The following is a 23,917-nucleotide window of genomic DNA, read 5'->3' on the forward strand; positions in this document are numbered from 1 at the left end:
TGCCGACGCGCGGTGCGCGGTCGATCGAGCCTCACCGGGCGCGTGCGGGGGGTGTTCGGGCAGGTCAGCGGCCACCGGGTGAAATGTGTTCGAAGCAGCAGAAGTCGGTCAGGCCGAGTCGCGCCACACGATCGGCGTATCGAGCAGGATCCCGCCGAGCTGCGGCGCCTCGCCACGCAGCTGGCTGAGCACCGACTCGGCCGCCGCCTCGCCCAGCCCGGCCGCGGGCTGGTGCACGGTCGACAACCGCGGCTGGCTCTGCACGGCCCACGCGCTGTCGTCGAAGCCGACGATGCCGACGTCGTCGGGCACCCGGCGACCGGCGTCGCGCAGGGCCTCAAGGGCCCCCGCCGCGACGGCGTCGGACGCCGCGAACACGCCGTCGATCATGGGGTCGCGCTCGAGCAGCTCGCGCATGCCGGCGGCTCCCGCCGCGTACGCGTAGAGCGGCACGCTCACCACGAGGTTCGGGTCGAACGCCGCGCCGAGCGCGTCCTGGAAGCCGGCGAGCCGGTCGGCGCCCGAGTCGCGGTCGAGGGCCGCGGCGATCATGGCGACGCGCCGCCGGCCGGTCGCCAGCAGCCGCTGGGTGATCGCGCGCGCCGAGGCGCGGTTGTCGATCCCGACGAAGGGCAGCGGACCGAGGTCGGGCGGGTGGCCGACGAAGGCGACCGGCAGTCCGAGCTTCGCGACGATCCGGGTGAGCGGGTCGTGCCCGCGCGCCGAGACGATCACGGCGCCGTCGACGAAGCCGCCGCTGAGGTAGCGCGCGACCCGGTCGTTGTCGCGCTCGGAGTCGATGATGAGGCAGACCATCTGGTAGTCGGCGCGGGACAGGGCCGTGTTCGCGCCGAGCAGGATGCCGCCGATGTTCGGGTCCTCGAGGAACAGCGAGTGCGGCTCGTGCACCAGGAAGCCGACGGCCTGCGAACGCTGCATCACCAGGCTGCGGGCCGCGCTGTTCGGCACGTACCCGACGCGTTCGATCGCGGCCTCGATGGCCGTGCGGGCCTGCGCCGAGACGTAGGGCTCACCGTTGACGACGCGGCTCACGGTGCCCCGCGAGACCCCTGCTTCGACCGCGACATCGAGGATGGTGGCGCGTCTTCGGCGAGAGGGGACGGTGGCCACCGGCTAACCGTATCGCCCGAAAGGGTTGACAGCGGCCGGTCGGTGTTCATAGTCTGTGCACGTTCACAGAAACTCAATGACGAGTTGTTGCTCGTCGGTCTGTGCACGTTCACAGATGAACGACGGGGAGCACATGTTCGCGCGGACAGCAGTCCAGCAGGGGTCCGTCGGGGCGACGAGGTTCGTCCACGAGGGCATCGCCTTCGGCTGCGACTACAACCCCGAGCAGTGGGCGCCCGAGGTCTGGCAGGAGGACGTCCTGCTCATGCGCAAGGCCGGCGTCGACCTCGTCGCGATCAACATCTTCGGCTGGTCGCACCTCGAGCCGCAGCCGGGCGTGTACGACTTCGCCACGCTCGACGCCGTGCTCGACCTGCTGCACGCGAACGGGATCCGGGTGAACCTCGGCACCGGGACGTCCTCGCCGCCGCCGTGGCTCACCACGGCGTACCCCGAGGTCCTGCCGGTCGCCGAGGACGGCACCACGCGCAACGCCGGCGGTCGCCAGGCCTGGTGCCCGAGCTCGCCGGTCTTCCGCGCCCACGCGCTGCGCCTCGTCGAGAAGGTCGCGCAGCGGTACGGGCACCACCCCGCGGTCGCGCTGTGGCACGTGTCGAACGAGCTCGGCTGCCACAACGCGCTGTGCTACGACGAAGACACGGCGCAGGCGTTCCGCGGCTGGCTGCAGGCGCGGTACGGCACGATCGCGGCGCTCAACGCGGCGTGGGGCACCTCGTTCTGGAGCCAGCAGTACGGGCAGTGGGCGGAGATCGGCACCCCGCGGCTCACCCTGTCCACGCGCAACCCGAGCCAGGTCATCGACTTCCACCGCTTCAGCTCCGCCGAGCTGCTCGACTACTACCGGCGCGAGGTCGAGGTGCTGCGGCAGCACACCTCGGCGCCGGTGACGACGAACTTCATGGTGACGGCGCACATCCGCAACCTCGACTACTGGACCTGGGCCCCCGAGGTCGACGTCGTGGCCAACGACCACTACCTGGACAACCGGCTCGCCGACCCGACCACGGAGCTCTCGTTCGCCGCTGACCTGACCCGCGGGCTCGCCGGCGGGAAGTCCTGGCTGCTGATGGAGCAGTCGACCGGCGCGGTGAACTGGCAGCCGCACAACCTGGCCAAGGCGCCCGGCCAGATGATCCGCAACTCGCTCGCGCACGTGGCGCGCGGCGCCGACGCCGTCTGCTTCTTCCAGTGGCGCGCCTCGCAGCAGGGGTCGGAGAAGTTCCACTCCGCCCTCGTGCCGCACGCCGGTACCGACACCGAGCTGTGGCGCGAGGTCGTCGACCTGGGCGCGACGCTCGACCGCCTCGACGAGATCGTCGGCACCACGGTCGTGGCCGACGTCGCCGTGATGTTCAGCTGGGAATCGTGGTGGGCGGCCGACGGCGAGTCCCGCCCGACCCATGCGGTCTCGTACCTCGACCAGGTCCATGCGACCTACGCCGCGCTGCACACGCTCGGCGTCACCGTGGACGTCGTGTCTCCGGACGCCGACCTGAGCGGCTACCGGCTCGTCGTCGTGCCGGGCCTGTACATGGTGTCCGACGCCCAGGCGGCCCGGCTGGCCGACTACGTCGAGCGCGGTGGGCACGCGCTGGTCACGTTCTTCAGCGGGATCGTCGACGAGGACGACCGGGTGCGCCTCGGTGGGTACCCCGGCGCGTTCCGCGACCTGCTCGGGATCACCGTCGAGGAGTTCTCGCCGCTGCTGCCCGACCAACGCGTCACCCTCGACTCGGGTGCGACCGCCGCCCTGTGGACCGAACGGCTCCGCACCCGCGGGGCCCAGGCGATCGCCCGCTATGTCGACGGGCCGCTGCCCGGCACGGCGGCGATCACCCGCGCCACCCACGGCGCCGGCGTCGCGTGGTACCTCGCGACCGCGCTCGAGCCCGGCGCGCTGCGCGACCTGATGCGCACGGTCTCCCGCGGCGCGGGCGTCATCCCTCTCGGACCGGAGAGTGACGGGACCGTCGAGGTCGTCCGCCGGGCGGACGCGGACCGCAGCTACCTGTTCGTCCTGAACCATGGATCGAGCGACGTGTCGATCCCGGCCGTCGGCTACGAGCTCCTCACCGGGGTCGCCGTCGAATCCAAGCTGTGCGTGCCGGCCGGAGCCGTGCGCGTCGTCAGAGAGGACACCGCACCATGAGCGCGCCCGCCATCACGGCCACCCCGGCAGTCCAGCTCGCCCGGCCGAAGAAGGCCCGCGTGAAGCACCGCCGCGCGATCCTCACCTTCGTGCTGCCCTTCGGGACGCTGTTCGCGCTGTTCTACCTGGTGCCGATCGGGTACGCGATCCAGCAGTCGATGCTCGTCATCGAACGCGACGGGACGTTCGGCCAGGCCCGCGAGGTGTTCGGCGGCCTGTCGCAGTACGTCCTGGTGTTCCAGAACGGTCCGTTCTGGCGGTCCATCGCCCGCGTGCTGACGTTCGGCGCGGTGCAGGTGCCGATCATGCTCGGGCTGGCGCTGCTGTTCGCGCTGCTGCTCGACTCGCCGCTGCTGCGCGGCAAGAAGTTCTTCCGGCTCGCGTTCTTCGTGCCCTACGCGGTGCCCGGCGTGATCGCCGCGATCATGTGGGGGTTCCTGTACTCCCCGAACCTGTCGCCCTTCAGCGCGGTCACCGAGAACGTCAACTTCATGTCCGCCGACCTGGTGCTCTGGTCGATCGCCAACGTCGTGACCTGGGTCTACGTCGGGTACAACATGCTGATCATCTACTCGTCGCTGCTCGCGATCCCGACCGAGCTGTACGAGGCGGCCCGGCTCGACGGGGCCGGGCAGGTGCGGATCGCGTGGTCGATCAAGATCCCGCTGATCATGCCCGCGATCATCCTGACGGCGATCTTCTCGATCATCGGCACGCTCCAGCTGCTCGCCGAGCCGCAGGTGTTCCGGAGCTTCAGCTCCGCGGTGACGAGCACGTTCACGCCGAACCTGACGGTCTACTCGACGTCGTCCATCCCGAACTTCAACCTGGCCGCCGCGTTCTCGGTCGTGCTGGCCCTGGCGACGTTCGTCCTGTCGTTCACCTTCCTGAAGTTCACCGCGCGAAAGGAAGCGAAATGAGCACGACGGTCGAACAGCCGGCCCCGGCCACGGGTCGCCGGAGCGCGCGGAAGGCTCCCGCGTCGTCGTCGACCGGGCCGCGCGAGAACCCGATCGCCCGCTCGGGCGCCATGCTCGTCATGGGGGTCTTCACGCTCTACTTCCTGGTGCCGATCTGGTGGCTGCTGGTCGCGGCGTCGAAGTCGAGCAAGCAGTTCACCAGCACCAACCCGCTGTGGTTCGCGGACATGTCGATCTGGGCGAACATCACCGACCTGGTCAAGTACCGCGACGGCGTCTACTTCACGTGGCTGCTCAACTCGGTGTTCTACGCCGGGGCGGGCGCCCTGATCGCGACGGTGATCGCCGGCATGTGCGGTTACGCGCTCGCGAAGTACACGTTCCCGGGGCGCGAGGTCATCTTCAACGTCGTGCTCGGCGGGGTGCTCGTGCCGGCGACGGCGCTCGCCCTGCCGCTGTTCCTGATCTTCAGCCAGGTCAACCTGACCAACACCTACTGGGCGGTGTTCCTGCCCAGCCTGGTCAGCCCGTTCGGGGTCTACCTCGCCCGCATCTATGCGGCCGCGAGCGTGCCGGACGAGCTCATCGAGGCGGCCCGGCTCGACGGCGCCGGTGAGGTCCGGACGTTCTTCACGGTCGCGGTCCGGCTGATGTTCCCGGCGCTGGTGACGGTGTTCCTGTTCCAGTTCGTGGCCATCTGGAACAACTTCTTCCTGCCGCTGATCATGCTGCGCGACGAGACGTTGTTCCCGGTCACGCTCGGCCTCTACTCCTGGAACTCCCAGGTGAACCAGATCCCGGAGCTGCGCGGGTACGTCCTGATCGGCGCGCTGCTGTCGATCATCCCGCTCATCATCACGTTCCTCCTCCTGCAGCGCTTCTGGCGAAACGGCCTAGGTACCGGTTCCGTGAAGTGATTCCCCACCCGAGTTGCGCGCCGCGCCCGGTCCGGGCCCTGCGTGATCGTCCCCACCAAGAGAAAAGAAACGCATCATGCGCATGAACAAGCGAGCGGCCACTGTTGCCCTGCTCTCTGTCGCTGCGGTCGGTCTGGCCGGCTGCTCGTCGTCCGACTCGTCGGGTGACGGCAAGACGGCGGCGGCGAGCGACTGTGCCCCGTCGACCGGCAAGGTCGACCTGACGTTCACCTCCTGGATCCCGGGGATGGAAGACACCGTCGCCGTGTGGAACAAGGAGAACCCCGACATTCAGGTGGCGGTGCAGACCGGCCCGAACGGCAACGGTGGCACCTACCAGAACTTCTTCAACCAGCTCAAGGCCGGCAACGCTCCCGACCTCGGCCAGATCGAGTACGACGCGCTGCCGAACTTCCGCGTGCAGGACGGGCTGACGGACCTCGCCGCGTGCGACGGCGTCCTCGACGCCCAGAAGGACTTCGTCGACTGGACCTGGGGCCAGGTCAACTTCGGCGAGAAGGACGCGGTCTACGCGATCCCGCAGGACTCGGGCCCGATGGCGATGTTCTACCGCGCCGACCTGTTCGCGGCGAACAACATCGCGATCCCCACGACCTGGGCGGAGTACGCCACGGCGGCCGAACAGGTGCGCGCCACGGGCGGGTACATCACGAACTTCTCGCAGAGCGACATCAACCAGTTCGCGGGCCTCGTGTGGCAGGCGGGCGGCACCTGGTTCCAGAACAACGGCACCGACTGGACCGTCGACTTCACGAGCGCCGAGTCGACCAAGGTTGCCGAGTACTGGCAGGACCTGATCGACCGCGACCTCGTCTCGGTCAACCCGCCGTGGACGACCGAGTGGGACAACGCCTACAACACGGGTTCGGACTGGACCTGGAACTCCGCGGCGTGGGGTGCGAACTCGATCATGAGCGGCGCGCCGGACACGGCCGGCAAGTGGGCCGTGGCGCCGTCGCCGCAGTGGGCGGCCGGGGACAAGGCCAGCGGCAACTGGGGTGGCTCGTCCACCGCGGTGTTCAAGGGCTCGAAGCACCCGTACGAGGCGGCCAAGTTCGCGCTGTGGCTGAACACGTCAGACGAGTCGCTCACGCTGCTCAACAAGTCAGCCAACCTGTACCCGGCAGCCAAGTCCGGCCTGAACCTCCCGGTCCTGAAGGAAGGCGTCCCGTTCTACGGCGACCAGCCGATCTACGACGTGTTCGCGCAGGCCTCGGGCGAGGTCTCCGCGGACTTCGTCTGGGGACCGACGATGACGCAGACCTACAACGACGTCTCTGACGGTTTCAAGGCCGCGGTGAGCGGTCAGGGGACTCTCGCGAAGGCGCTGGCGACCGGGCAGGACTCGACGATCGCGGCCCTCAAGGCGCAGGCGATCCCCGTCAAGGAGTAGCTCGAGCGCACGACCAGCACGACCCGAGCGCGTGTCGCGGGTACCGAGGTCTCGGTCCCCGCGGCACGCGTTTTCGTGCGTCCCTGGGCGGGGAGTTCTCCCCATCGCGGCCCGCCGCGCGCATCTTTAAGGTGAACCCTGGTGGGACGAGGTGCGCAGAGCACCCCGATACCGGGACAGACCCGGCAGAGTCCAGAAAACCCGCAATCACGCGGGGTACGGTCTATCTGCGATCGTGCAGTGCATCATGGAGGAGGAGTCAGGCGCGTGGCATTCTTTCCGCGCCTGATGCGTCGGCGCCGCACCGTGGCGTCGATCAGCACCATCTCGATCTTCTCCACCGCGCTCGTCGCGCTCGCCCTCACCAATCCCGGCATGACCAGCACCGATGTCGAGCTCAACGACTCGGGGGTCTGGGTCACGCGGTCGCAGGACAACCTCGCGGGCCGGTTCAACCACGAGGCCGAGGTGCTCGACGGCGCCGTGACGTCCGGCACATCGTCGTTCGACGTGCTGCAGCAGGGCGACGCGGTGCTCCTCCACGACACCGCGGTCGGCACCCTGAGCCCGGTCGACACCGCGGGCCTGGAGTTCACCGGCAGTGCCAACACCCCTGTGGGGGCAGAGGTGGGGCTCGGCGGTCGGACGGTCGCCATCCTCGACCCCAGGTCCGGCTCGCTGTGGGTCCTGCCCTTCGACGGCGCCGCGTCGTTCTCGGCCGAGACCGCCGAACCCGTCGCGACGCTCGAGGCGGGCGCGGTGCTCGCGGTGGGCACGGACGGCACCGTGCACGCCGTCGGCGGCGACACGCTCGTGACGGTCACGACCACCGAGCGCGGCGCGCCGGGCGAGGTCACCGAGCAGACGCTCGAGGTGGCCGACGCGAAGGCCGCGGGGCTCGCGATCACCGCCGTCGGCGCGGACGCCGTCGTGCTCGACCGCGAAGGGGGCCAGCTGCTGCTCCCGAACGGCGACGCCGTCAAGGTCGCGCACGCGGTGGACATCGCGCTGCAGCAGCCGGGCCCGCCCGCCGACGCCGTCGTGCTCGCGGACGCCGATGCCCTGGTCACCCAGCCGCTCGACGGCTCGACGGCGCGGCGCCTGTCGGCCGACGCGAGCGGTCAGCCGGCGGCGCCGGTCTTCCTGGGCGGGTGCGCCTACGGCGCGTGGAGCGGCTCGGGGCAGGTCGTGCGCGACTGCGCGGGCAAGGGCGACGACCTCGTCAAGTCGCTCGCGCTCACGGGCGGCGACGTGCGGCTGCAGTACCGGGTCAACCGCGGCGCGGTGGTGCTCAACGAGCTCACCTCCGGGTCGATCTGGCTCGCGGACCAGAACTTCGAGCTCTTCGACGACTGGAAAGACGTCCTGCCGTCGGAGGACATCAAGGACGACAAGCCGGACGCGACCCCGGACACGGCCAAGGACCCGCTCCAGGAGCGCGACAAGCCGAACCGTCCGCCCGTGGCCGCCGACGACGACCTCGGGGTGCGGCCGGGCCGCACGACCATCCTCAAGCTGCTCGACAACGACACGGACCCCGACGGTGACGTGCTCACGGCCGACGTGTCCGCGGCCGACTCGACGCTCGGCGCGCTGCAGCCCATCTACGGCGGGGCAGCGGTCCAGCTGGCCGTGGCCGAGGACGCCAGCGGCGCGACATCGTTCGACTACGTGGCCGACGACGGCCGGGGTGGCACCGACACCGCCACCGCGACCCTGTCCGTGCACGGCTGGGAGCAGAACGCGAGCCCGGCTGCGGTGCGCGAGACGATTGTCGTCGTCGAGCAGGGCAAGGCCGCCGAGGTCAACGTGCTCGAGAACTGGCTCGATCCCGACGGTGACGACCTGCTCCTGGTCGGGGCGACCGCGACCACCGAGGGCGATGAGGTCCGCTCCCGCCCGGACGGCGTCGTGACGTTCCAGGACGCCGGCACCTCGCAGGGCCGCAAGGCCGTGACGATCCTCGTGTCCGACGGCCAGAGCGAACCCGTCGAGGGGACGCTGTGGATCGACGTGCGGCCCACCGGGCAGCAGGCTCCCGTCACCCAGCCTGACCACGTCACCACGATCGTCGGTCGTCCCATCACGGTCACGCCGTTGCGCAACGACACCGACCCCAACGGTGACGCCCTGCGTCTCGTCCGGGTCGACGAGGCCCTGCCCGGGGTGGTCACGCCCGACTACGAGGCCCAGTCCTTCTCGTTCGTGTCCGACGTCGCCCGGGTCTACTACCTCACCTATCTCGTCTCGGACGGTCCGGCCTCGACCCTCGGGCTCGTCCGGATCGACGTGCTGCCCGAGCCCGACGGCTCCGCGGCGCCGGTGGCCGTGCGCGACACCGCGCTGCTGCCGGCCGGTGGGGAGGTGCTGGTCGACGTCGTCGGGAACGACCTCGACCCGTCCGGCGGCGTGCTGGTCGTCCAGTCGGTCCAGACACCACCCAACAGCGGCGTGAGCGTCGAGCTCATCAACCACCAGATCCTGCGCATCCGCGAGATCCGGGCGTTGACGGACCGCCTCACGGTGAAGTACACGATCTCCAACGGCACCACGAGCGCGACGGGCGAGGTCCTCGTGCTGCCCGTGCCCGCGTCGCCGACGCTGCGGCCCCCGGTCGCCGTCGACGACGAGGCGATCGTGCGCGCCGGCGACGTCGTGACCATCGACGTGCTGGCGAACGACTCCCACCCCGACAACGCGGTGCTGTCCCTCGCACCCGACCTCGTCGAGCAGCCCGACCCGGCCGACGGCCTGATCTTCACCGCTGACAAGAAGGTGCGGTTCCAGGCCGGCACCGAGGCCAAGACCGTCTACGCGGTCTACGAGGTCGTCGACCCGCAGGGTCAGCGCGACTCCGCCCAGATCACGATCTACATCCGACCGGCGGACGCCGAGCAGAACTCCGCGCCGCGACCGCGCGAGGTGACCGCGCGCGTGCTGGCCGGGTCGACCGTCCGCATCCCGATCCCGCTGGACGGCATCGATCCCGACGGCGACTCCGTGACCCTGCTCGGGCTCGACAAGGCGCCCGACAAGGGGCGCGTGGTGACGTTCGGCCAGGGGTGGATGGAGTTCGAGGCAAGCCGGACCGCGACCGGGGTGGACGGCTTCACCTACGCCGTCGAGGACACGTACGGCGCGCGGGCCGTCGGCCGGGTGCTGATCGGCATCGCCCCCGCGCCCCAGGTCAACCAGGCACCGCAGGCCGTCGACGACCTGGTCACCGTGCGGCCCGGGCGGACCGTCTCGGTGGCCGTCATGGCCAACGACGTCGACCCCGACGGCGACCAGATCGGGCTCGTCACGAACGGCCTCGAGGCCGAGGGCGTCACGCCGAAGGTCGTGCTCGACCGGGTGGTGCTCGACGCGCCTTCGGAGCCCGGCGTCTACACCGTCTACTACACGATCCAGGACCCGTTCGGCGCGCAGTCCATGGCAGCGCTCGCGGTCGACGTGCGCGCCGATGCGCCGCTGCGCAACCCCATCGCGCGCGACGACCTGCTCACCCTGGGGGACATCCTCGGCAAGACGACCGTCGACGTGCCGGTGCTCGACAACGACGAGGACCCGGACGGGGCCGCGACCGAGCTCGAGGTCACCAGCGGCGCCGCCACCGCCACCGTGCTGGCGAACCGCCAGCTGCGGGTCGCCCTCACCGAGAGCACCCAGGTCATCCCGTACACGGTCACCGATCCCGACAACCTGACCGCGACCGCCTTCCTGCGCGTGCCCGGGCTCAGCAGCCTGCGACCGACCCTGGTCAGCGGGCTCAAGGAGGTCGAGGTGATCAGCGGCCAGACCCTGACCGTGAACCTCGCGGACTACGTCGTGGTGGCCGGCGGGAAGTCCGCGCGGATCACCGAGGCGAGCACGGTGCGCGCGCTGCGCGGCACCGCCGCGGTCGTCGACGCGGACACGCTCACCTACGTCTCGGACAGCAAGTACTACGGTCCGGCCGCGCTCACGTTCGAGGTGACCGACGGAGCCAGCACCGAGGACCCGGCCGGCCGCAAGGCCCTGCTGACCCTGCCCATCCGGGTGCTCCCGGGTCAGAACGAGCCGCCGACCTTCGCCGGGGCGAGCCTGAGCGTCGTCGCGGGGGAGAACGCGACCGCGGACCTGTCGAAGTACGCGAGCGACCCCGATCCCGACGACGCCGGCAAGCTGAAGTTCGCGGTCACGGGCGCGATCCCCACCGGACTGGGCGTGCGGGTCAACGGCACCGACCTCGAGGTGACCGCGGCCAGCTCGGTGCCCAAGGGGACCATCGCGACCGTGGCCCTGCAGGTGACCGACGGCGTGACCGACCCCGTCCTCAGCTCGGTGACCATCTCGGTCGTCGCCTCGAACCGACCCCTCGCGGCGGCCAACGACGACGCGGTCCCGGAGGCGTTCCAGGGGCGCACCGTCGTGGTGCCCGTGCTCGCCAACGACGCCAACCCGTTCCCGGGCACGCCGCTCGACCTGGTTGATGCCCAGGTCGAGACCGGCACCGGGACCGCCGTCCGCCAGGGCAGCGACGTCGCGATCACCCCCGCGGACGACTTCGTGGGCACCATGGTGGTCCGCTACCGGATCGCGGACGCCACCGGCGACGCCGACCGTGAGGTCGACGGGCGGGTGATGGTCACCGTGCAGGGTCGTCCCGAGGCGCCGCTCACCCCGACCGTGGTCGAGGTGCGCAGCAAGACCGTGGTGCTGTCCTGGTCCCCGCCGGTCAACAACGGGTCGGTCATCACCGGGTACACGGTGTCGACGCCCTCGGGGTACTCGCGCCAGTGCGCCGCCACCACGTGCACGCTCGACGGACTCACCAACGACACCGAGTACACGTTCACCGTCGTCGCGACGAACGCGGTCGGCGACTCCGACCCGTCGACGGCGTCCGCCCCCGCCCGGCCCGACGCCAAGCCGGACGCCCCGCAGCCGCCGACCCTCGTCTTCGGCGACAAGACCCTGACGGTGAGCTGGGCGAACGCCACCTACTCGGACCGTTCGCCGATCGAGTCCGTGACGCTGGAGATCTCGCCGGCCCCGCCGTCGGGCTCCCTGCAGAAGGTCGCCGTCACGGGAACCTCGCTCGTGTGGGACGGCCTGGAGAACGGCGTGCCATACCGGGTGCGCATCCAGGCCGTGAACCGCGCCCCGGACCCGTCCGACTGGGGCGCCTACTCGGCGAGCGAGATCCCGGCCGGGGTGCCGGGTCAGCCCGCCGCACCCACGACGCAGGGCCTCGCCCCCGTCGGCAACCAGGCCCAGATGCAGGTCAGCTGGCCTGCCGCGGCCGCCAACGGTGACGCGGTCTCGCAGTACGCGCTGACCGTCCTGCGCGGCGGCGCGGCGCTGCGCACGATCCCGGTCCCCGGCACGCAGACCACCCAGGCCGTGCTGGTGGACGCCTCCGAGACCGACTACACGTTCACGGTCAGCGCCACGAACAAGGCCGGCGTCTCCGCGGTCAGCGCACCGTCGGCGCCGCGGCGCGGCGTGCTCGCGCCCGGACCGGTCAAGGGCCTGTCCGCCGCCCCCGGCAACAACTCCGTCCAGCTCGCCTTCAGCGCGACCGACGGCAACGGCGCCACGGCCGGGGAGATCCGCTACCAGTACCAGGTCAACGGCGGCGGCTGGGCCAACCTCGCAGGCGACAAGCGGGTCACCGCGGGGGTGCCGAACAACGGCACCTACACGATCGGGGCGCGGGCGGTCTCGACCGTCGCGGGCGCCGATTACGTCGGGCCCGGCACGAACGCGAATGCGGTGGCGCCCTTCGGTGCGCCGGGGACGCCGGGCGCAAGCGCGGCCGGCCGGACGACCGACGTCGTGCTCTCGTGGAGCCCGCCTGCCCGCAACGGGCGGGACGCGCGGATCCAGATCGCTGTGGACGGCGGCGGGTGGCAGGACGTCGCCCCCAGCGGGTCGACCGCGGCCGGCAACGGGTACGGGCAGACGCACTCGATCCGGGTGCGCGCGGTCGACACCGAGAACCAGATCAGCGGCGAGGCGACCGCCTCGGCCAGCACCGCCGCACCGCCGGCGGCGCGGGTGTACCTCAGCAGGTTCGGCAGCGCCGTCGGGGTTGGCGGCTGCACCCATGCGTCGTGCCAGTACCTCCAGGTCAACTGGGAGAACATGCCGGCCGGCAACTACACGGTCGTGTTCGAGGACACGACGAGGGGCCCCTGGTTGTCGATGGGCGCGTACAGCCGGACGATCACGATGGACGGGACCGGTTCCAACCAGACCGAGGCCTACTTCGGCTATCCCGGCAAGCAGGTCCGTGTCACCTACAACGGCACGCCCTCCGAGGCACTCACCTGGTGAAAGCCCTCCTCAGCCCGATCCCTCGCGCGACCACGACCCAGGAGCACGCAGCATGAGCCCGACCGCCACCCCGACGGACCCGACCGCCGAGCCGACCATGACCGCCGAGCAGGCGGCGTGGTTCGCCGACACGTTCGACAAGCTGGTCGCCAACGTGGGCCAGGCCGTTCTCGGCAAGTCGCACGTGGTGCGCCTGGCCCTGACCTGCATGCTCACCGAGGGGCACCTGCTGCTCGAGGACGCCCCCGGGACCGGCAAGACGTCGCTCGCGCGCGCCATCGCGGCGACCGTGCAGGGCAGCCACAGCCGCATCCAGTTCACGCCCGACCTGCTGCCGAGCGACGTCACCGGGGTGACGATCTACGACCAGGCGAACCGCACGTTCGAGTTCCACAACGGTCCGATCTTCGCCTCGATCGTGCTGGCCGACGAGATCAACCGTGCCTCGCCCAAGACGCAGTCGGCGCTGCTGGAGGTCATGGAGGAGGGCAACGTCACCGTCGACGGCGTCAGTCACGCCGCGCCGCGCCCGTTCATGGTCATCGCGACCCAGAACCCGATCGAGCAGGCGGGCACGTACCGCCTGCCCGAGGCCCAGCTGGACCGGTTCCTCATGAAGACGTCCATCGGCTACCCGGACCACACCTCGACGGTCCAGATCCTCGAGGGGGCGCGCACGCGGGACCGGGCCGCCACGCTGGGGGCCCTGATCACCACGCGCGCGGTCAGCGACATGATCACGCTCGCAGCCACGGTGCACGTCGACGGCGCGGTGCTCGAGTACATCTCGCGGCTCGCGGAGGAGACCCGCACCGCCCCCGAGACCAAGCTCGGCGTCTCGGTCCGCGGCTCGCTCGCGCTGGTGCGCACCGCCAAGGTATGGGCTGCGACCCAGGGTCGGCACTACGTGCTCCCGGACGACATCAAGGAGCTGCTCGGTCCCGTGTGGCGGCACCGGCTCATGCTCGACCCCGAGGCGGAGTTCGCGGGTGCGACCGCCGACACCGTGCTCGGGCGCGTGCTCGCGGACGTCGCCGCGCCCCAGGAGCGGCGGAGCGCCGCGTGACCTTTCCCGCCGGCCTCCTCGAGGCTGTCGATCGTCTGATCCAGACGGCTCGCACCACGGTGCGGGCCGTCTCGGCGCGCACCCGACCGGTGACCTCGGTCGTCGGGACCCTCGGCTGGGCCCTGCTGCTGGTCGCGCTCGTCGCCTCGTGGGCGGGGCAGCGGTACGGCTGGCAGGAGCTGGTCGTGATCGCGACGTTCTGCGCGGCCGTGCTCCTGGTCGCCGTCGGCTTCGTCGTCGGCCGTTCGCAGTACGAGGTGACGCTCGACCTCGCCAAGCGGCGGGTCGTGGTCGGTGACCGCGCCGTCGGTCGCCTCGAGGTGCGCAACTCCTCGGACCGCACGCTGCTGGCGGCCGAGATCGAGCTCCCGGTCGGCGCGGGCCTCGCCTCCTTCCCGCTGCCGCGGCTCGCTGCGGGTGAGGTCCACGAGGACCTGTTCGCGGTGCCGACACGTCACCGCGGGGTTATCGTGCTCGGCCCCGTCCGGTCCGTCCGCGGCGACGCGCTGGGCATCCTGCGCCGCCAGATGCGCTGGACCGATGAGATGGAGCTGTTCGTCCACCCCCGCACGGTCGCGCTCGCCGGGGCGTCGGCCGGGTTCCTCAAGGACCTCGAGGGCCGCCCGACGCGCGACCTGTCCAGCTCCGACGTGTCGTTCCACGCCCTGCGCGAGTACGTCGCCGGCGACGACCGCCGCCACGTGCACTGGCGATCGACGGCCCGCACCGGTCGCCTCATGGTGCGCCAGTTCGAGGAGACCCGTCGCTCCCACCTCGCGGTGGCGCTGTCGACGGCCGAGAGCGAGTACGCCGATGCCGACGGGTTCGAGCTCGCCGTCTCGGTGGCCGGCTCCCTCGGGCTGCAGGCGTTGCGGGACGAGCGCAACGTCACGCTGCTCGTGCACGGGCGCACGATGCGCGGCCAGACCGGCGGCCGACTGCTTGACGACCTCACCCGCGTGTCGACCGGGAGCGGGCGCGACTCGATCGTGGACCTCGCGCGGATCACGGCCGCCGAGGTCCCGGACGCCTCCGCGGTCGTCCTGCTCTTCGGCGCCACCGTGACGCCGCACGAGATGCACGCCGCCGCGTCGCGCCTTCCCGTCGACGTGCGCGTGCTGGCCGTGCAGTGCATGCCCGGTTCCGAGGTGGCCCGGCACGTGATCGCCGACCTCACCGTGCTCGTCGTCGGCGACCTCGGCGACCTGCCGCGCGCGCTGCGGAGCGTCGGCGAGTGACCCGCACCGGGCTCTCCTGGCGTTCCGGGGCCATCGACCTGGGCGTCGTCGCCCTGCTGGTCCTCGTGGCCGTCACCGGCTTCGGCCCCGTGTGGGGCGGGGCGGGCTTCGCCGTCGCGGCCGGGGGCGCCCTGGTGCTCGGCCTCGCGCTCGCCTGGTGGGGTGCGCGGCACCGCCTCGGCCTGCTGACCTTGGCCGCCGCGACGATCGTGACCTACGTCCTCGCCGGGGGTGCGCTCGCGCTCTCGTCGACCACGGTGTTCGGGATCCTCCCCACGCCCGCCACCCTGCGCGGGTTGCTGCTCGGCGCGGTGAGCTCGTGGAAGGACCTGGTCACGGCGGCGACGCCGCTGTCCGCGTTCCCCGAGCTGCTGGTGGTGCCGTTCCTGGCGACCCTCGTGCTCAGCGTCCTGGCGGGGAGCTTCGCGCTCCGCGCGCGCCGACCGGCGTGGGCGCTGGTGCCGACGGGCGTGCTGCTGATCGGGGTGATCCTGCTCGGGTCGAGCGAGCCGGCCGTGCCGGTGACCCAGGGCCTGGTCTTCGCCGTGGTCGCGCTCGCGTGGATGTCGTGGCGCACGGCCGGGGCCCGCAACGCGGCCACCTCGGTGAGCCTCGACGGGGTCGACGTCACTCAGTCCCCGCTGCTGCGCCGACGACGAATGGTCCGGGCCACCGCCCTCCTGGTCGCCGCCGGCCTGCTGACGGCGGCGATCGCGCCCGTCGTCGCGCCCGACACGCTGCGCCGCGTGCTGCGCGACGAGATCGTCCCGCCGCTGGATCTGCACGACTACCCGAGCCCGCTCGTCGCCTTCCGCAAGTACGTTCGCGACGAGGCCGACGACGTCCTGTTCACCGTCAAGGGCCTGCCCGCGGGGGAGCGGCTCCGGCTGGCGACCCTCGACGCCTACACCGGCACGGTGCTCGACGTCGCGGGTGGCACGAGCGCCTCGGGCTCGGGCACGTTCGGGCGCGTCGGCAGCACCCTGCCGGGGGTGACCGCCGGGTCCAGCACGGACCTGACCGTCGAGGTCGGCACCTACCAGGGGGTCTGGGTGCCCGACGCCGGCCAGCCCAGCTCCATCGAGTTCGCCGGGGCGCGCGCGCAGGACCTGGCCTCGACCCTGAACTACAACCCGGTCGGGGCCAGCGCCCTGGTCACCGCCGGTCTGACGACCGGGGACCGGTACACCGTGGCCACGACGCTCGCGCCGGCCCGCAGCGCCAAGGACCTGGCGGGCACCGCGTTCGCGACCGTGCAGCTGCCGGCGCCCAACCGGGTCCCCGAGTCCGTCTCGGCGACCGCCGACGTGTTCGTGGGTCAGGTCACCACCCCGGTCGACCAGGTCGAGAACCTGCGTGAGGCGCTCACCTCCGGCGGGGTGTTCAGCAACGGCCTCGACGGGGAACCGACGTCGCGCGCCGGCCACGGTGCCGATCGCATCGACACCCTGCTCACCGGTGACCAGATGGTCGGCGACGACGAGCAGTACGCCGTCGCCATGACCCTGATGGCCCGCCAGCTCGGCATCCCCGCGCGCGTCGTGATGGGCTTCTACCCCGGCGAGGACGCGCCCGCGTCCGGGCAGCCGTACGAGGTGCGCGGCGCCGACGTGCACGCCTGGGTCGAGGTCGCGTTCGAGGGCGTCGGCTGGGTCCCGTTCGACGCCGTCCCGGACAAGGACACGCCGCCGCAGAACCAGGACCCCCGCAGCCAGAGCGAGCCTCAGCCGCAGCAGCTCCAGCAGCCGCCGCCGCCCGAGGAGCCCGCCGTGGCCCCCTCGCAGCCGGTCCCGGATGCCGCGGACGACAAGCAGGACAACTCCCGGAGCTCGGACTGGGGTCGGTACGTCGGGATCGCCGCCGCCGTCGTGATCCCGCTGGCCGTGCTGATCCTGCCGTTCGTGCTGATCGCCATGATCAAGACCCGACGCCGGGACCGGCGTCGTCGCGACGGCCGGCCGGCCGACCGGATCAGCGGCGGCTGGAGCGAGGTCCTCGACAGCGCGCTCGACCTCGGGATGCCGCTGCGCGGCGGCGGGACCCGCCGGGAGTCCGGGGCGCGGCTTGCCGAGCTCACCCCGGCCCTCGGGTCGGTCGCGCTCGCGGCGCGGGCCGACGCCGGGGTGTTCGGCCCCGGGGATCCGACCGAGGCGGAGATCGTGGCCTACTGGCTCGAGGTCGACCTCGTGGTCCGCGGGCTGTCCGGTTCGGTCGGCCGGTGGCGCCGGGCGCGCGCACGCTTCTCGCTGCGTTCGCTCCGCGCGCTCGCCCGGGCCCGGCTGCGCGGCGGGGTGTCGCGCGGAGGGTCCTCGCTCCGTGGGGCAACCCGGGCACTGCGGGCAACCCGGGCACCCCGTGCTCCCCACGCGCAGCCGACGGGTCGACGTCGGTCGGGGCACCGGTCGAACTCTGGGACCATGACCGGGTGGCTGCACCGGCGGCCGCGCCCAGGGGGCAAGAGATGAGCACCACCGGAACGCCGTGCGCCGCATGTGGCTCGGACCTCGTGCCGGGAGCGCCGTTCTGTGCTGCCTGCGGCGCGTCCGCCCGGGGGACCGCGTCCCTCCCCATGGCGCCGCGCGTCCCCGAGCTCGGGGAAGCGCCCCCCATCGAGGCTGCGGTGGTTCCGGCGCCTCGCATGCCGGCTCCCGTCGTGCCCGTACCCGTGACCGTACCCGTGACGCCCCTCCCGCTCTCCGCACCTGAACTGCGCCGCGCCCCCACGCCCGCGCCGCAACGGGCGGCCAGCTCGGCCGGACTCGGGGATCCCGTTCCGGCGATCGCCCCGCGCCTCCTCGCGCTGCTCGTCGACCAGGCCGTCGCGGGCGTCGCGGCTGGCCTGGTGCTCCTCGTCATGTCGCTGCTGGCCGGCTCGGCCACGAGTGCCGGTGCCGGGGACGCGGTCACGATCTCGCTCCTGATGTCCACGTTCCTGCTGCCTGCGCTCGTCGCGACAGCGGTCCAGGTCGGGCAGTGGACCTGGGAGGGGCGTACCGGCAAGACGGTGGGAAACCTGTTGCTGCACCTGCGTACGGTGTCGGCGGCGACCGGCCGAGCGGCCGGTTTCTGGCCGATCGTGGTGCGCCAGCTCCTCCAGGGCCTCGGCGCGCTCGTGTGCTACGTCGGCGCGTACGTCGTGGCCGCCTCGGGGGCGTGGGACAGCGGTCCCCGCCGTCAGGGCTGGCACGACAAGGTCGCCGGGACCGTGGTCGTCTCGGCCCCTCGCGCCGCGCCGATGGACCGCGCGGGTGCGGCCTCGAGCGCGGCTCCGGCCCCCCCGATGCCGTGGGGGTCGGATCCGCAGTTCTCGCCAGATCGGCTGCCGGCCACGGCGCTGCCGGCCACTGCGCTGCCGGCAACTACGCCGCTGCGAGCCGCTGCACCGCTGCCGGCCACTGCGCCGCTGTCCACGCCGCCCGGGATCATCTCGGCGGTCCCCGGGTTCGCGGCCCACCCCGTGGTGGCCCCACCGGCGCCCGCTGTGCGCCCGGTCGTCGTGCTCGCCCCGGCGCCGTTCGTGACCGAACCTCCTCTGGTGCCCCTGCCAGCCGTTCGCGTCCGCGAAGCCGCGCCCGCCCGGGACTCGGTTTCCGCCCCCTCGATCCCCGCCCCCGCGGTCCCCGCGCCCGACGACGTGGACGAGACCCGCCTCAGCAGCGGCGCGCCGTCGGAGGCCGCCCGGTTCGACCTCGTCTTCGACACCGGCGAGGTCGTGCACGTGGCCGGGGACGGCGTCGTCGGGCGCAACCCCGCGCCCGCCCCCGGGGAGTCGGTCACGCACCGGGTGTGCATCCCCGACCGCGAGCGCTCGGTCTCCAAGACGCACCTCGGTTTCGGGCTCGACGTCGGGGGCCTGTGGGTCGCCGACCTCGGTTCGACGAACGGATCGGTCCTCATCGACGCCGATGGGGTTCACACCGCGCTCGGGGCCGGGGTGCGCGCGCACGTCACGCGCGGCTCGGTCGTGCAGATCGGCGACCACAGCTTCCGGGTGGAGACCCCATGATGAGCCAGCCCGCCGCCGCGCCCCTGCTTCGGCCGGCCTGGGGGGCCGCGACCGACCGGGGCACCCGGCGCGCGATCAATGAGGACTCCTTCTTGGCGCAGTCGCCTGTGTTCATGGTGGCCGACGGGATGGGCGGCCACGAGGCCGGCGAGGTGGCCTCCGCGCTCGCCGTGGAGGCGCTCCGGTGCCTCGTCGGGCGTCCGAGCGTGACGTCCGACCAGGTGCAGCAGCAGCTGCTCGCGGCCCAACGGCAGATCGGTGCACTCGAGTCGCTGCCGGGCCGCGGCGCCGGGACCACCGTGGCCGGCCTCGTGCTCGCCGAGCAGGACGCGGTGCCGTACTGGCTGGTGGTCAACCTCGGCGACTCGCGCACCTATCGCCTGGCGGGTGGGCTGCTCGAGCAGATCAGCGTCGACCACTCCGAGGTCCAGGAGCGCATCGACGGCGGCTCCCTGACCGTGTCCGAGGCGGCGCACGACCCGCGCCGGCACATCGTCACGCGCGCGCTCAGCGCCGGCATCTCGCTCGAGGTGGACTACTGGCTCATCCCGATGGAGGCGCACGACCGGATGCTGGTGTGCTCCGACGGGCTGACCGGCGAGCTGACCGATGACGCCATCGCGGCGATCCTGCTCACCGTGGGAGATCCGCAGCTGGCCGCCGAGCAGCTGGTCGCCGCCGCCGTGGCCGCCGGCGGGCGCGACAACGTGACGGTGCTCGTGATCGACGCCGGTGAGCTCGTCGACGACGACGGGGACGACCGGACGGCGCCCCGTGCGTGGGTGGCCGACGACGACGGCGACACCCTCCCGCGGGTCCGTTGCGCCCAGATCGTGGGGAGCTGACGTGACGACGACCTACCAGCCCGGGTCGGCGTACGCCGTCGTGGGTACGCGCGGCGCAGCCCTGCTGGACCCGCGCGTCGCGCCGGAGGTGGTCGAGGCGGTGTGGGGCGTGCTCGGCGACGCAGCCGGAGGCGGCGTGGGAGCGGTCCTGCAGGTGCTCACCGGCGCGTTCGGAACGAGCCTGACGACGATCCCGCCGTTCGCGGTCGTGGACCGGCAGGACGACGGTCTGCACCTCGCCGTGCGGGGCGGGTTCGCGGTGCGGGTGCACGGCGCGACCGGCTCGCACGCGGTGTCGGGCGAGGGGGTCTCGACCTGGCACGAGCGGCTCGAGGCCGACGCCGACGAGGTCGAGCTCATCGCGCCGGGTGCCGTCGAGGCCCACCCCGCGCTGCCGCTCGGCACCGGGGTGGTGCTCGCCTGCGCGGTCCGCGCCGACCTGCGATCCGGGCCAGGTCCGGCGGTTCCCCCGCTGCGGGCCCCATCCGTTGCAGAGCCGAGCGTCGTGCCGAGCGTTGTCGTGCCGACCGCCGTCGTGCCGGTGGACGTCGTGCCGGCTGCCGTCGTGCCGGCTGCCGTCGTGCCGGCTGCCGTCGTGCCGACTGCCGTCGTGCCGACTGCCGTCATGCCGGTGGACGTCGAGAGCACGCGGACCGACGTCGAGGGCGACTACGACTTCCTGTGGGGCTCCACCGTGCTGCGCTCGATCGAGGACGCCGCGGTCCGGGTGGACCCCGAGGAAGAGGACGAGGACACGGACGCGGTCGTCACCGCGGAGCAGCCCGTGGTCCCGGCCGCGCCGGCACCCGATCCCGATCCCGTGCCCGGGTCGACCCCGGTCGCCCCGCGCGCACCCGCGGCGATCCAGGGCGGCTGGACCCCGCCGGCGCTCCTGGTGGCCGCGGCGCGGCCGCCGCTCGCCGAGCTGGGGGACCACGACGGCGAGACGATCCTGGGGAGCAGCCTCGCCGGCCTGCGGACGGACGCTCCACCGGTCCTGCTCGCGCGCCCGGCCGAGCCCGCCCCCACGTCCGGGGCGATCGCCGTCCTGGCGCGTCGCTGCGTCGACGGGCACCCGAACCCGCCGGAGGCGCTCCTGTGCCTCACGTGCGGGCGACCGCTCGACGGTGACGCCGTGAGCGTGCTCCGCCCGAGCCTGGGCCGCGTGCGGCTGTCGACCGGCCAGGAGATCCCGCTCGACCGGCCGCTCGTCGTCGGCCGCAAGCCGCGCGTCAGCCGCGTGCAGAACGACAACCTGCCCCGGCTGGTCACCGTGCCCAGCCCGGAGCAGGACATCTCCCGCTCGCACCTCGAGGTCCGGCTCGAGGGGTGGCACGTGCTGCTCGTCGACCTTGGCTCGACCAACGGCTCGACGTTGCTGCGTCCTGGTCAGGCTCCGGTGCGGCTGCACCCGCAGGAGCCCACGCTCGCCGTCACCGGCGACGTCGTCGACCTGGGCGACGGCGTGCAGCTGACCTTCGAGGACCTGCCGTGAGCCCTCGCCGCACGCCGTCCGCGCCGCCGGTGATCGACGGGTTCGAGCACGTCTCGCTGCTCGGCAGCGGTGGCTTCGCCGACGTGTTCCTCTACGAGCAGCACCGTCCCCGACGCCGGGTGGCGGTCAAGGTCCTGCTGGCGGACCTCCTCCAGGCGGACGCCCTGGAGCGGTTCGACTCCGAGGCGAACCGGATGGCCCAGCTGTCCACCCACCCGTCGATCGTGACGATCTACGAGGCCGACGTCGCCGCCGACGGCCGGCCCTACCTCGTGATGGAGTACTGCTCGCGGCCGAGCCTGGCGCACGCGTACCGCCGCGAGCCGCTCGGGGTCGCCGAGGTGCTGCGTATCGGCATCCAGGTCGCCGGTGCGGTCGAGACCGCGCACCGGGCGGGGATCCTGCACCGGGACATCAAGCCCGCGAACATCCTCATCACCGAGTACAACCGCCCCGCCCTGACGGACTTCGGCATCTCCGGCGCCACCGACGGCGCCGTCGTGGAGACCGAGGGGATGTCGATCCCGTGGTCCCCGCCCGAGTCCTTCGCCGACCCGGTCCGCAGCGGTGTGGCGACCGACGTGTGGGCGCTCGCCGCCACGATCTACACCCTCCTCGCGGGGCGCTCGCCGTTCGAGATCCCGCGGGGCGCCAACACGGGTGCGGACCTGATCTCGCGGATCGAGCGATCGGCGCTCCCCTCGACCGGGCGCAGCGACGTGCCGGCCTCGCTCGAGCGGGTGCTGGCGACGGCCATGGCGAAGCGACCCGAGGCGCGCTACCCGACGGTGCTGTCGCTAGCGCAGGCCTGGCAGCAGGTGCAGACCGAGCTGCAGCTCTCCGTCACCGCGATCGACGTGCTCGACGACGCGGTCTTCACCGCCGAGCTCGAGCCCGACGACGAGCCAGGCACGCGCATCCGCCAGATCGTCTCGGTCGACCCCACCGGCACGCGCCCGGCGCCGGTCCAGCGGCGCTCGGCACCGCTGCCGGGGCGGTCTGAGTTCTCCGCGGAGCCCGCCGCGGACCACACCGTGCTGCGCGGCGCGGTTGCGCCCGGGGCAGCCACGGCGTTGTCGGTCCCGCTCTCGGCCCCGACGTCCGGCCGGTCGGTGCCCGTCGCGGCGCGAGAGCCGCTGCCCGCGCTCCCGGCCCCGACGGTCGAGCAGACCGTCCAGCGTCCCGACGCCCCGGCCGAGGTGGTCGTGCCGGACGCGCCCACGGCCGACGCCGTCGTCCGCCGGCACGGTCCCGCGCGGTTCGTCGTGGGCGGCGTGCTGGCTGTGGTGCTCGTGGCAGCAGCGGCGGTCGCGCTGCGCCCGGGGGCTGAGCCCGAGGTGGCCCCGACGGACGAGGTCACGTCCGCGCCGATCGATCCCGTCGGGACGGTCGTGCCCGCACCGACCACCCTCGTCGGCGTCGCGCAGGGCGCGGAGGTCGTCTTCACCTGGACCAACCCGGACCCGGTCGCCGGCGACACCTACCTGTGGCGCACCGTCGACGCCCTGAGCGACGGACCGTTCGCCGAGACCGACGTGGCGAGCGCGAGCGTTCCGGCCGCGGCGTCGGGCACCACCTGCGTCGAGGTAGTCATCCGGCGCGCCGGCAAGACCTCCGCGACCCCCCTGGGTGCGTGCACACCGTGACCGTGCCACCGCCCCCGGCGCCGTCGGACCCGTCGGACCCGTCGGCGCACCTGTCGGTGGAGTTCTGCGGCGAGCTCTACCCGGTCGCGCCCGGCGAGACCTTCGAGGTCGGGCGCGACGCCGACCTGCAGATCGACGACAACCCGTATCTGCACCGGCGCTTCCTCAGCGTGTTCGACGCTGACGGGCTGTGGTGGCTGTCGAACGTGGGCTCGCGCCTGTCGGCGACCGTGTGCGAGCCGTCGTCGGGCACCCAGTCCTGGCTGCCGCCCGGGGCGCGTCTGCCGCTCGTCTTCGCCGCGACCACCGTGATCTTCACCGCCGGTCCCACGACGTACGAGCTCTTCCTGCACGTGGCGAGCCCCGCCTACCTCCAGGGGCACCACGAGACGGACCTCGTCGGCGCGACGACGATCGGCGCTGTCGCGTTCACGACCTCCCAGCGCCAGCTGATCGTCTCGCTCGCCGAGCCGATGCTGCGCCGCGAGGGCACCGGGATCAGCGAGATCCCGTCCTCGGCCGATGCGGCCGAGCGACTCGGCTGGGCCCTGACCCGGTTCAACCGCAAGCTCGACAACGTGTGCGACAAGCTCGACAAGATGGGCGTCGGCGGGCTGCGCGGCGGCCCGGGCGCGCACGCGACCAACCGGCGCTCGCGGCTCGTCGAGTACGCGGTCACCTCGCGGCTCGTCACCACCACCGACCTTCCCCTGCTCGACCTGGACCGGGGCCCCGCATGACCGCACCG

The 23,917-nt window shown here is 72.5% G+C and carries 14 protein-coding genes; 13 read left to right on the plus strand and 1 reads right to left on the minus strand.

Annotated elements, in window-relative coordinates; genetic code table 11:
* Window positions 1–108: 108 nt before the first annotated feature.
* Window positions 109–1,131 carry a LacI family DNA-binding transcriptional regulator gene (locus tag VTA80_RS11820; RefSeq protein WP_407341305.1) on the minus strand — a complete coding sequence of 341 codons (1,023 nt, stop codon included), beginning with the start codon at window positions 1,129–1,131 and terminating at the stop codon, window positions 109–111.
* Window positions 1,132–1,246: 115 nt separating this feature from the next.
* On the opposite strand from VTA80_RS11820, the gene VTA80_RS11825 reads away from it, so the two are divergent.
* The 13 genes from VTA80_RS11825 to VTA80_RS11885 all read left to right on the plus strand — a co-directional run bounded on the left by VTA80_RS11825 (window position 1,247) and on the right by VTA80_RS11885 (window position 23,909).
* Window positions 1,247–3,301, plus strand: coding sequence for a beta-galactosidase (locus VTA80_RS11825; RefSeq protein WP_407341306.1), 2,055 nt, complete (start codon window positions 1,247–1,249; stop codon window positions 3,299–3,301).
* Complete coding sequence (locus tag VTA80_RS11830) at window positions 3,298–4,221, plus strand: carbohydrate ABC transporter permease (protein WP_407341307.1); 924 nt, start codon at window positions 3,298–3,300, stop codon at window positions 4,219–4,221. Before VTA80_RS11825 ends, VTA80_RS11830 begins: the two co-directional genes overlap by 4 nt.
* Window positions 4,218–5,138 carry a carbohydrate ABC transporter permease gene (locus tag VTA80_RS11835; protein WP_407341308.1) on the plus strand — a complete coding sequence of 307 codons (921 nt, stop codon included), beginning with the start codon at window positions 4,218–4,220 and terminating at the stop codon, window positions 5,136–5,138. The genes VTA80_RS11830 and VTA80_RS11835 overlap by 4 nt, the downstream gene beginning before the upstream one ends.
* A gap of 76 nt (window positions 5,139–5,214) precedes the next feature.
* Window positions 5,215–6,552, plus strand: coding sequence for an ABC transporter substrate-binding protein (locus VTA80_RS11840; RefSeq protein ID WP_407341309.1), 1,338 nt, complete (start codon window positions 5,215–5,217; stop codon window positions 6,550–6,552).
* Window positions 6,553–6,819: 267 nt separating this feature from the next.
* Entirely contained in the window at window positions 6,820–12,873 is a 6,054-nt protein-coding gene (locus VTA80_RS11845) for an Ig-like domain-containing protein (RefSeq protein ID WP_407341310.1), read from the plus strand.
* 52 nt (window positions 12,874–12,925) lie between these two features.
* Complete coding sequence (locus tag VTA80_RS11850; protein ID WP_407341311.1) at window positions 12,926–13,939, plus strand: AAA family ATPase; 1,014 nt, start codon at window positions 12,926–12,928, stop codon at window positions 13,937–13,939.
* Complete coding sequence (locus VTA80_RS11855) at window positions 13,936–15,177, plus strand: DUF58 domain-containing protein (protein ID WP_407341312.1); 1,242 nt, start codon at window positions 13,936–13,938, stop codon at window positions 15,175–15,177. The genes VTA80_RS11850 and VTA80_RS11855 overlap by 4 nt, the downstream gene beginning before the upstream one ends.
* Window positions 15,174–17,642 (plus strand): transglutaminaseTgpA domain-containing protein, encoded by a 2,469-nt coding sequence (locus tag VTA80_RS11860; protein ID WP_407341313.1) that lies wholly within the window; start codon window positions 15,174–15,176, stop codon window positions 17,640–17,642. The genes VTA80_RS11855 and VTA80_RS11860 overlap by 4 nt, the downstream gene beginning before the upstream one ends.
* A complete protein-coding gene (locus VTA80_RS11865) occupies window positions 17,639–19,183 on the plus strand; it encodes an RDD family protein (protein ID WP_407341314.1) in 1,545 nt (514 codons plus the stop codon). Before VTA80_RS11860 ends, VTA80_RS11865 begins: the two co-directional genes overlap by 4 nt.
* Window positions 19,180–20,028 (plus strand): PP2C family protein-serine/threonine phosphatase, encoded by an 849-nt coding sequence (locus VTA80_RS11870; RefSeq protein ID WP_407341315.1) that lies wholly within the window; start codon window positions 19,180–19,182, stop codon window positions 20,026–20,028. The genes VTA80_RS11865 and VTA80_RS11870 overlap by 4 nt, the downstream gene beginning before the upstream one ends.
* Window position 20,029: 1 nt before the next feature.
* Window positions 20,030–21,523: an FHA domain-containing protein gene (locus VTA80_RS11875; RefSeq protein ID WP_407341316.1), complete on the plus strand. Its 1,494-nt coding sequence runs from the start codon at window positions 20,030–20,032 to the stop codon at window positions 21,521–21,523.
* Window positions 21,520–23,169: a protein kinase domain-containing protein gene (locus VTA80_RS11880; protein ID WP_407341317.1), complete on the plus strand. Its 1,650-nt coding sequence runs from the start codon at window positions 21,520–21,522 to the stop codon at window positions 23,167–23,169. Before VTA80_RS11875 ends, VTA80_RS11880 begins: the two co-directional genes overlap by 4 nt.
* The gene (locus tag VTA80_RS11885) at window positions 23,166–23,909 is read left to right on the plus strand and encodes a hypothetical protein (protein ID WP_407345763.1); all 744 of its coding nucleotides are present in this window, start codon (window positions 23,166–23,168) and stop codon (window positions 23,907–23,909) included. Before VTA80_RS11880 ends, VTA80_RS11885 begins: the two co-directional genes overlap by 4 nt.
* Window positions 23,910–23,917 lie beyond the last annotated feature (8 nt).

Origin of the sequence: Pengzhenrongella phosphoraccumulans, assembly GCF_045689905.1 — a bacterium.
GTDB lineage: Bacteria > Actinomycetota > Actinomycetes > Actinomycetales > Cellulomonadaceae > Pengzhenrongella > Pengzhenrongella phosphoraccumulans.

Bases quoted from the DNA above. Each gene is read 5' to 3' on its own strand.
- VTA80_RS11835 (WP_407341308.1), top strand. From the start codon at position 4,218: ATGAGCACGACGGTCGAACAGCCGGCCCCGGCCACGGGTCGCCGGAGC.
- VTA80_RS11865 (WP_407341314.1), top strand. From the start codon at position 17,639: ATGAGCACCACCGGAACGCCGTGCGCCGCATGTGGCTCGGACCTCGTG.
- VTA80_RS11850 (WP_407341311.1), top strand. From the start codon at position 12,926: ATGAGCCCGACCGCCACCCCGACGGACCCGACCGCCGAGCCGACCATG.
- VTA80_RS11825 (WP_407341306.1), top strand. From the start codon at position 1,247: ATGAACGACGGGGAGCACATGTTCGCGCGGACAGCAGTCCAGCAGGGG.
- VTA80_RS11840 (WP_407341309.1), top strand. From the start codon at position 5,215: ATGCGCATGAACAAGCGAGCGGCCACTGTTGCCCTGCTCTCTGTCGCT.
- VTA80_RS11870 (WP_407341315.1), top strand. From the start codon at position 19,180: ATGATGAGCCAGCCCGCCGCCGCGCCCCTGCTTCGGCCGGCCTGGGGG.
- VTA80_RS11830 (WP_407341307.1), top strand. From the start codon at position 3,298: ATGAGCGCGCCCGCCATCACGGCCACCCCGGCAGTCCAGCTCGCCCGG.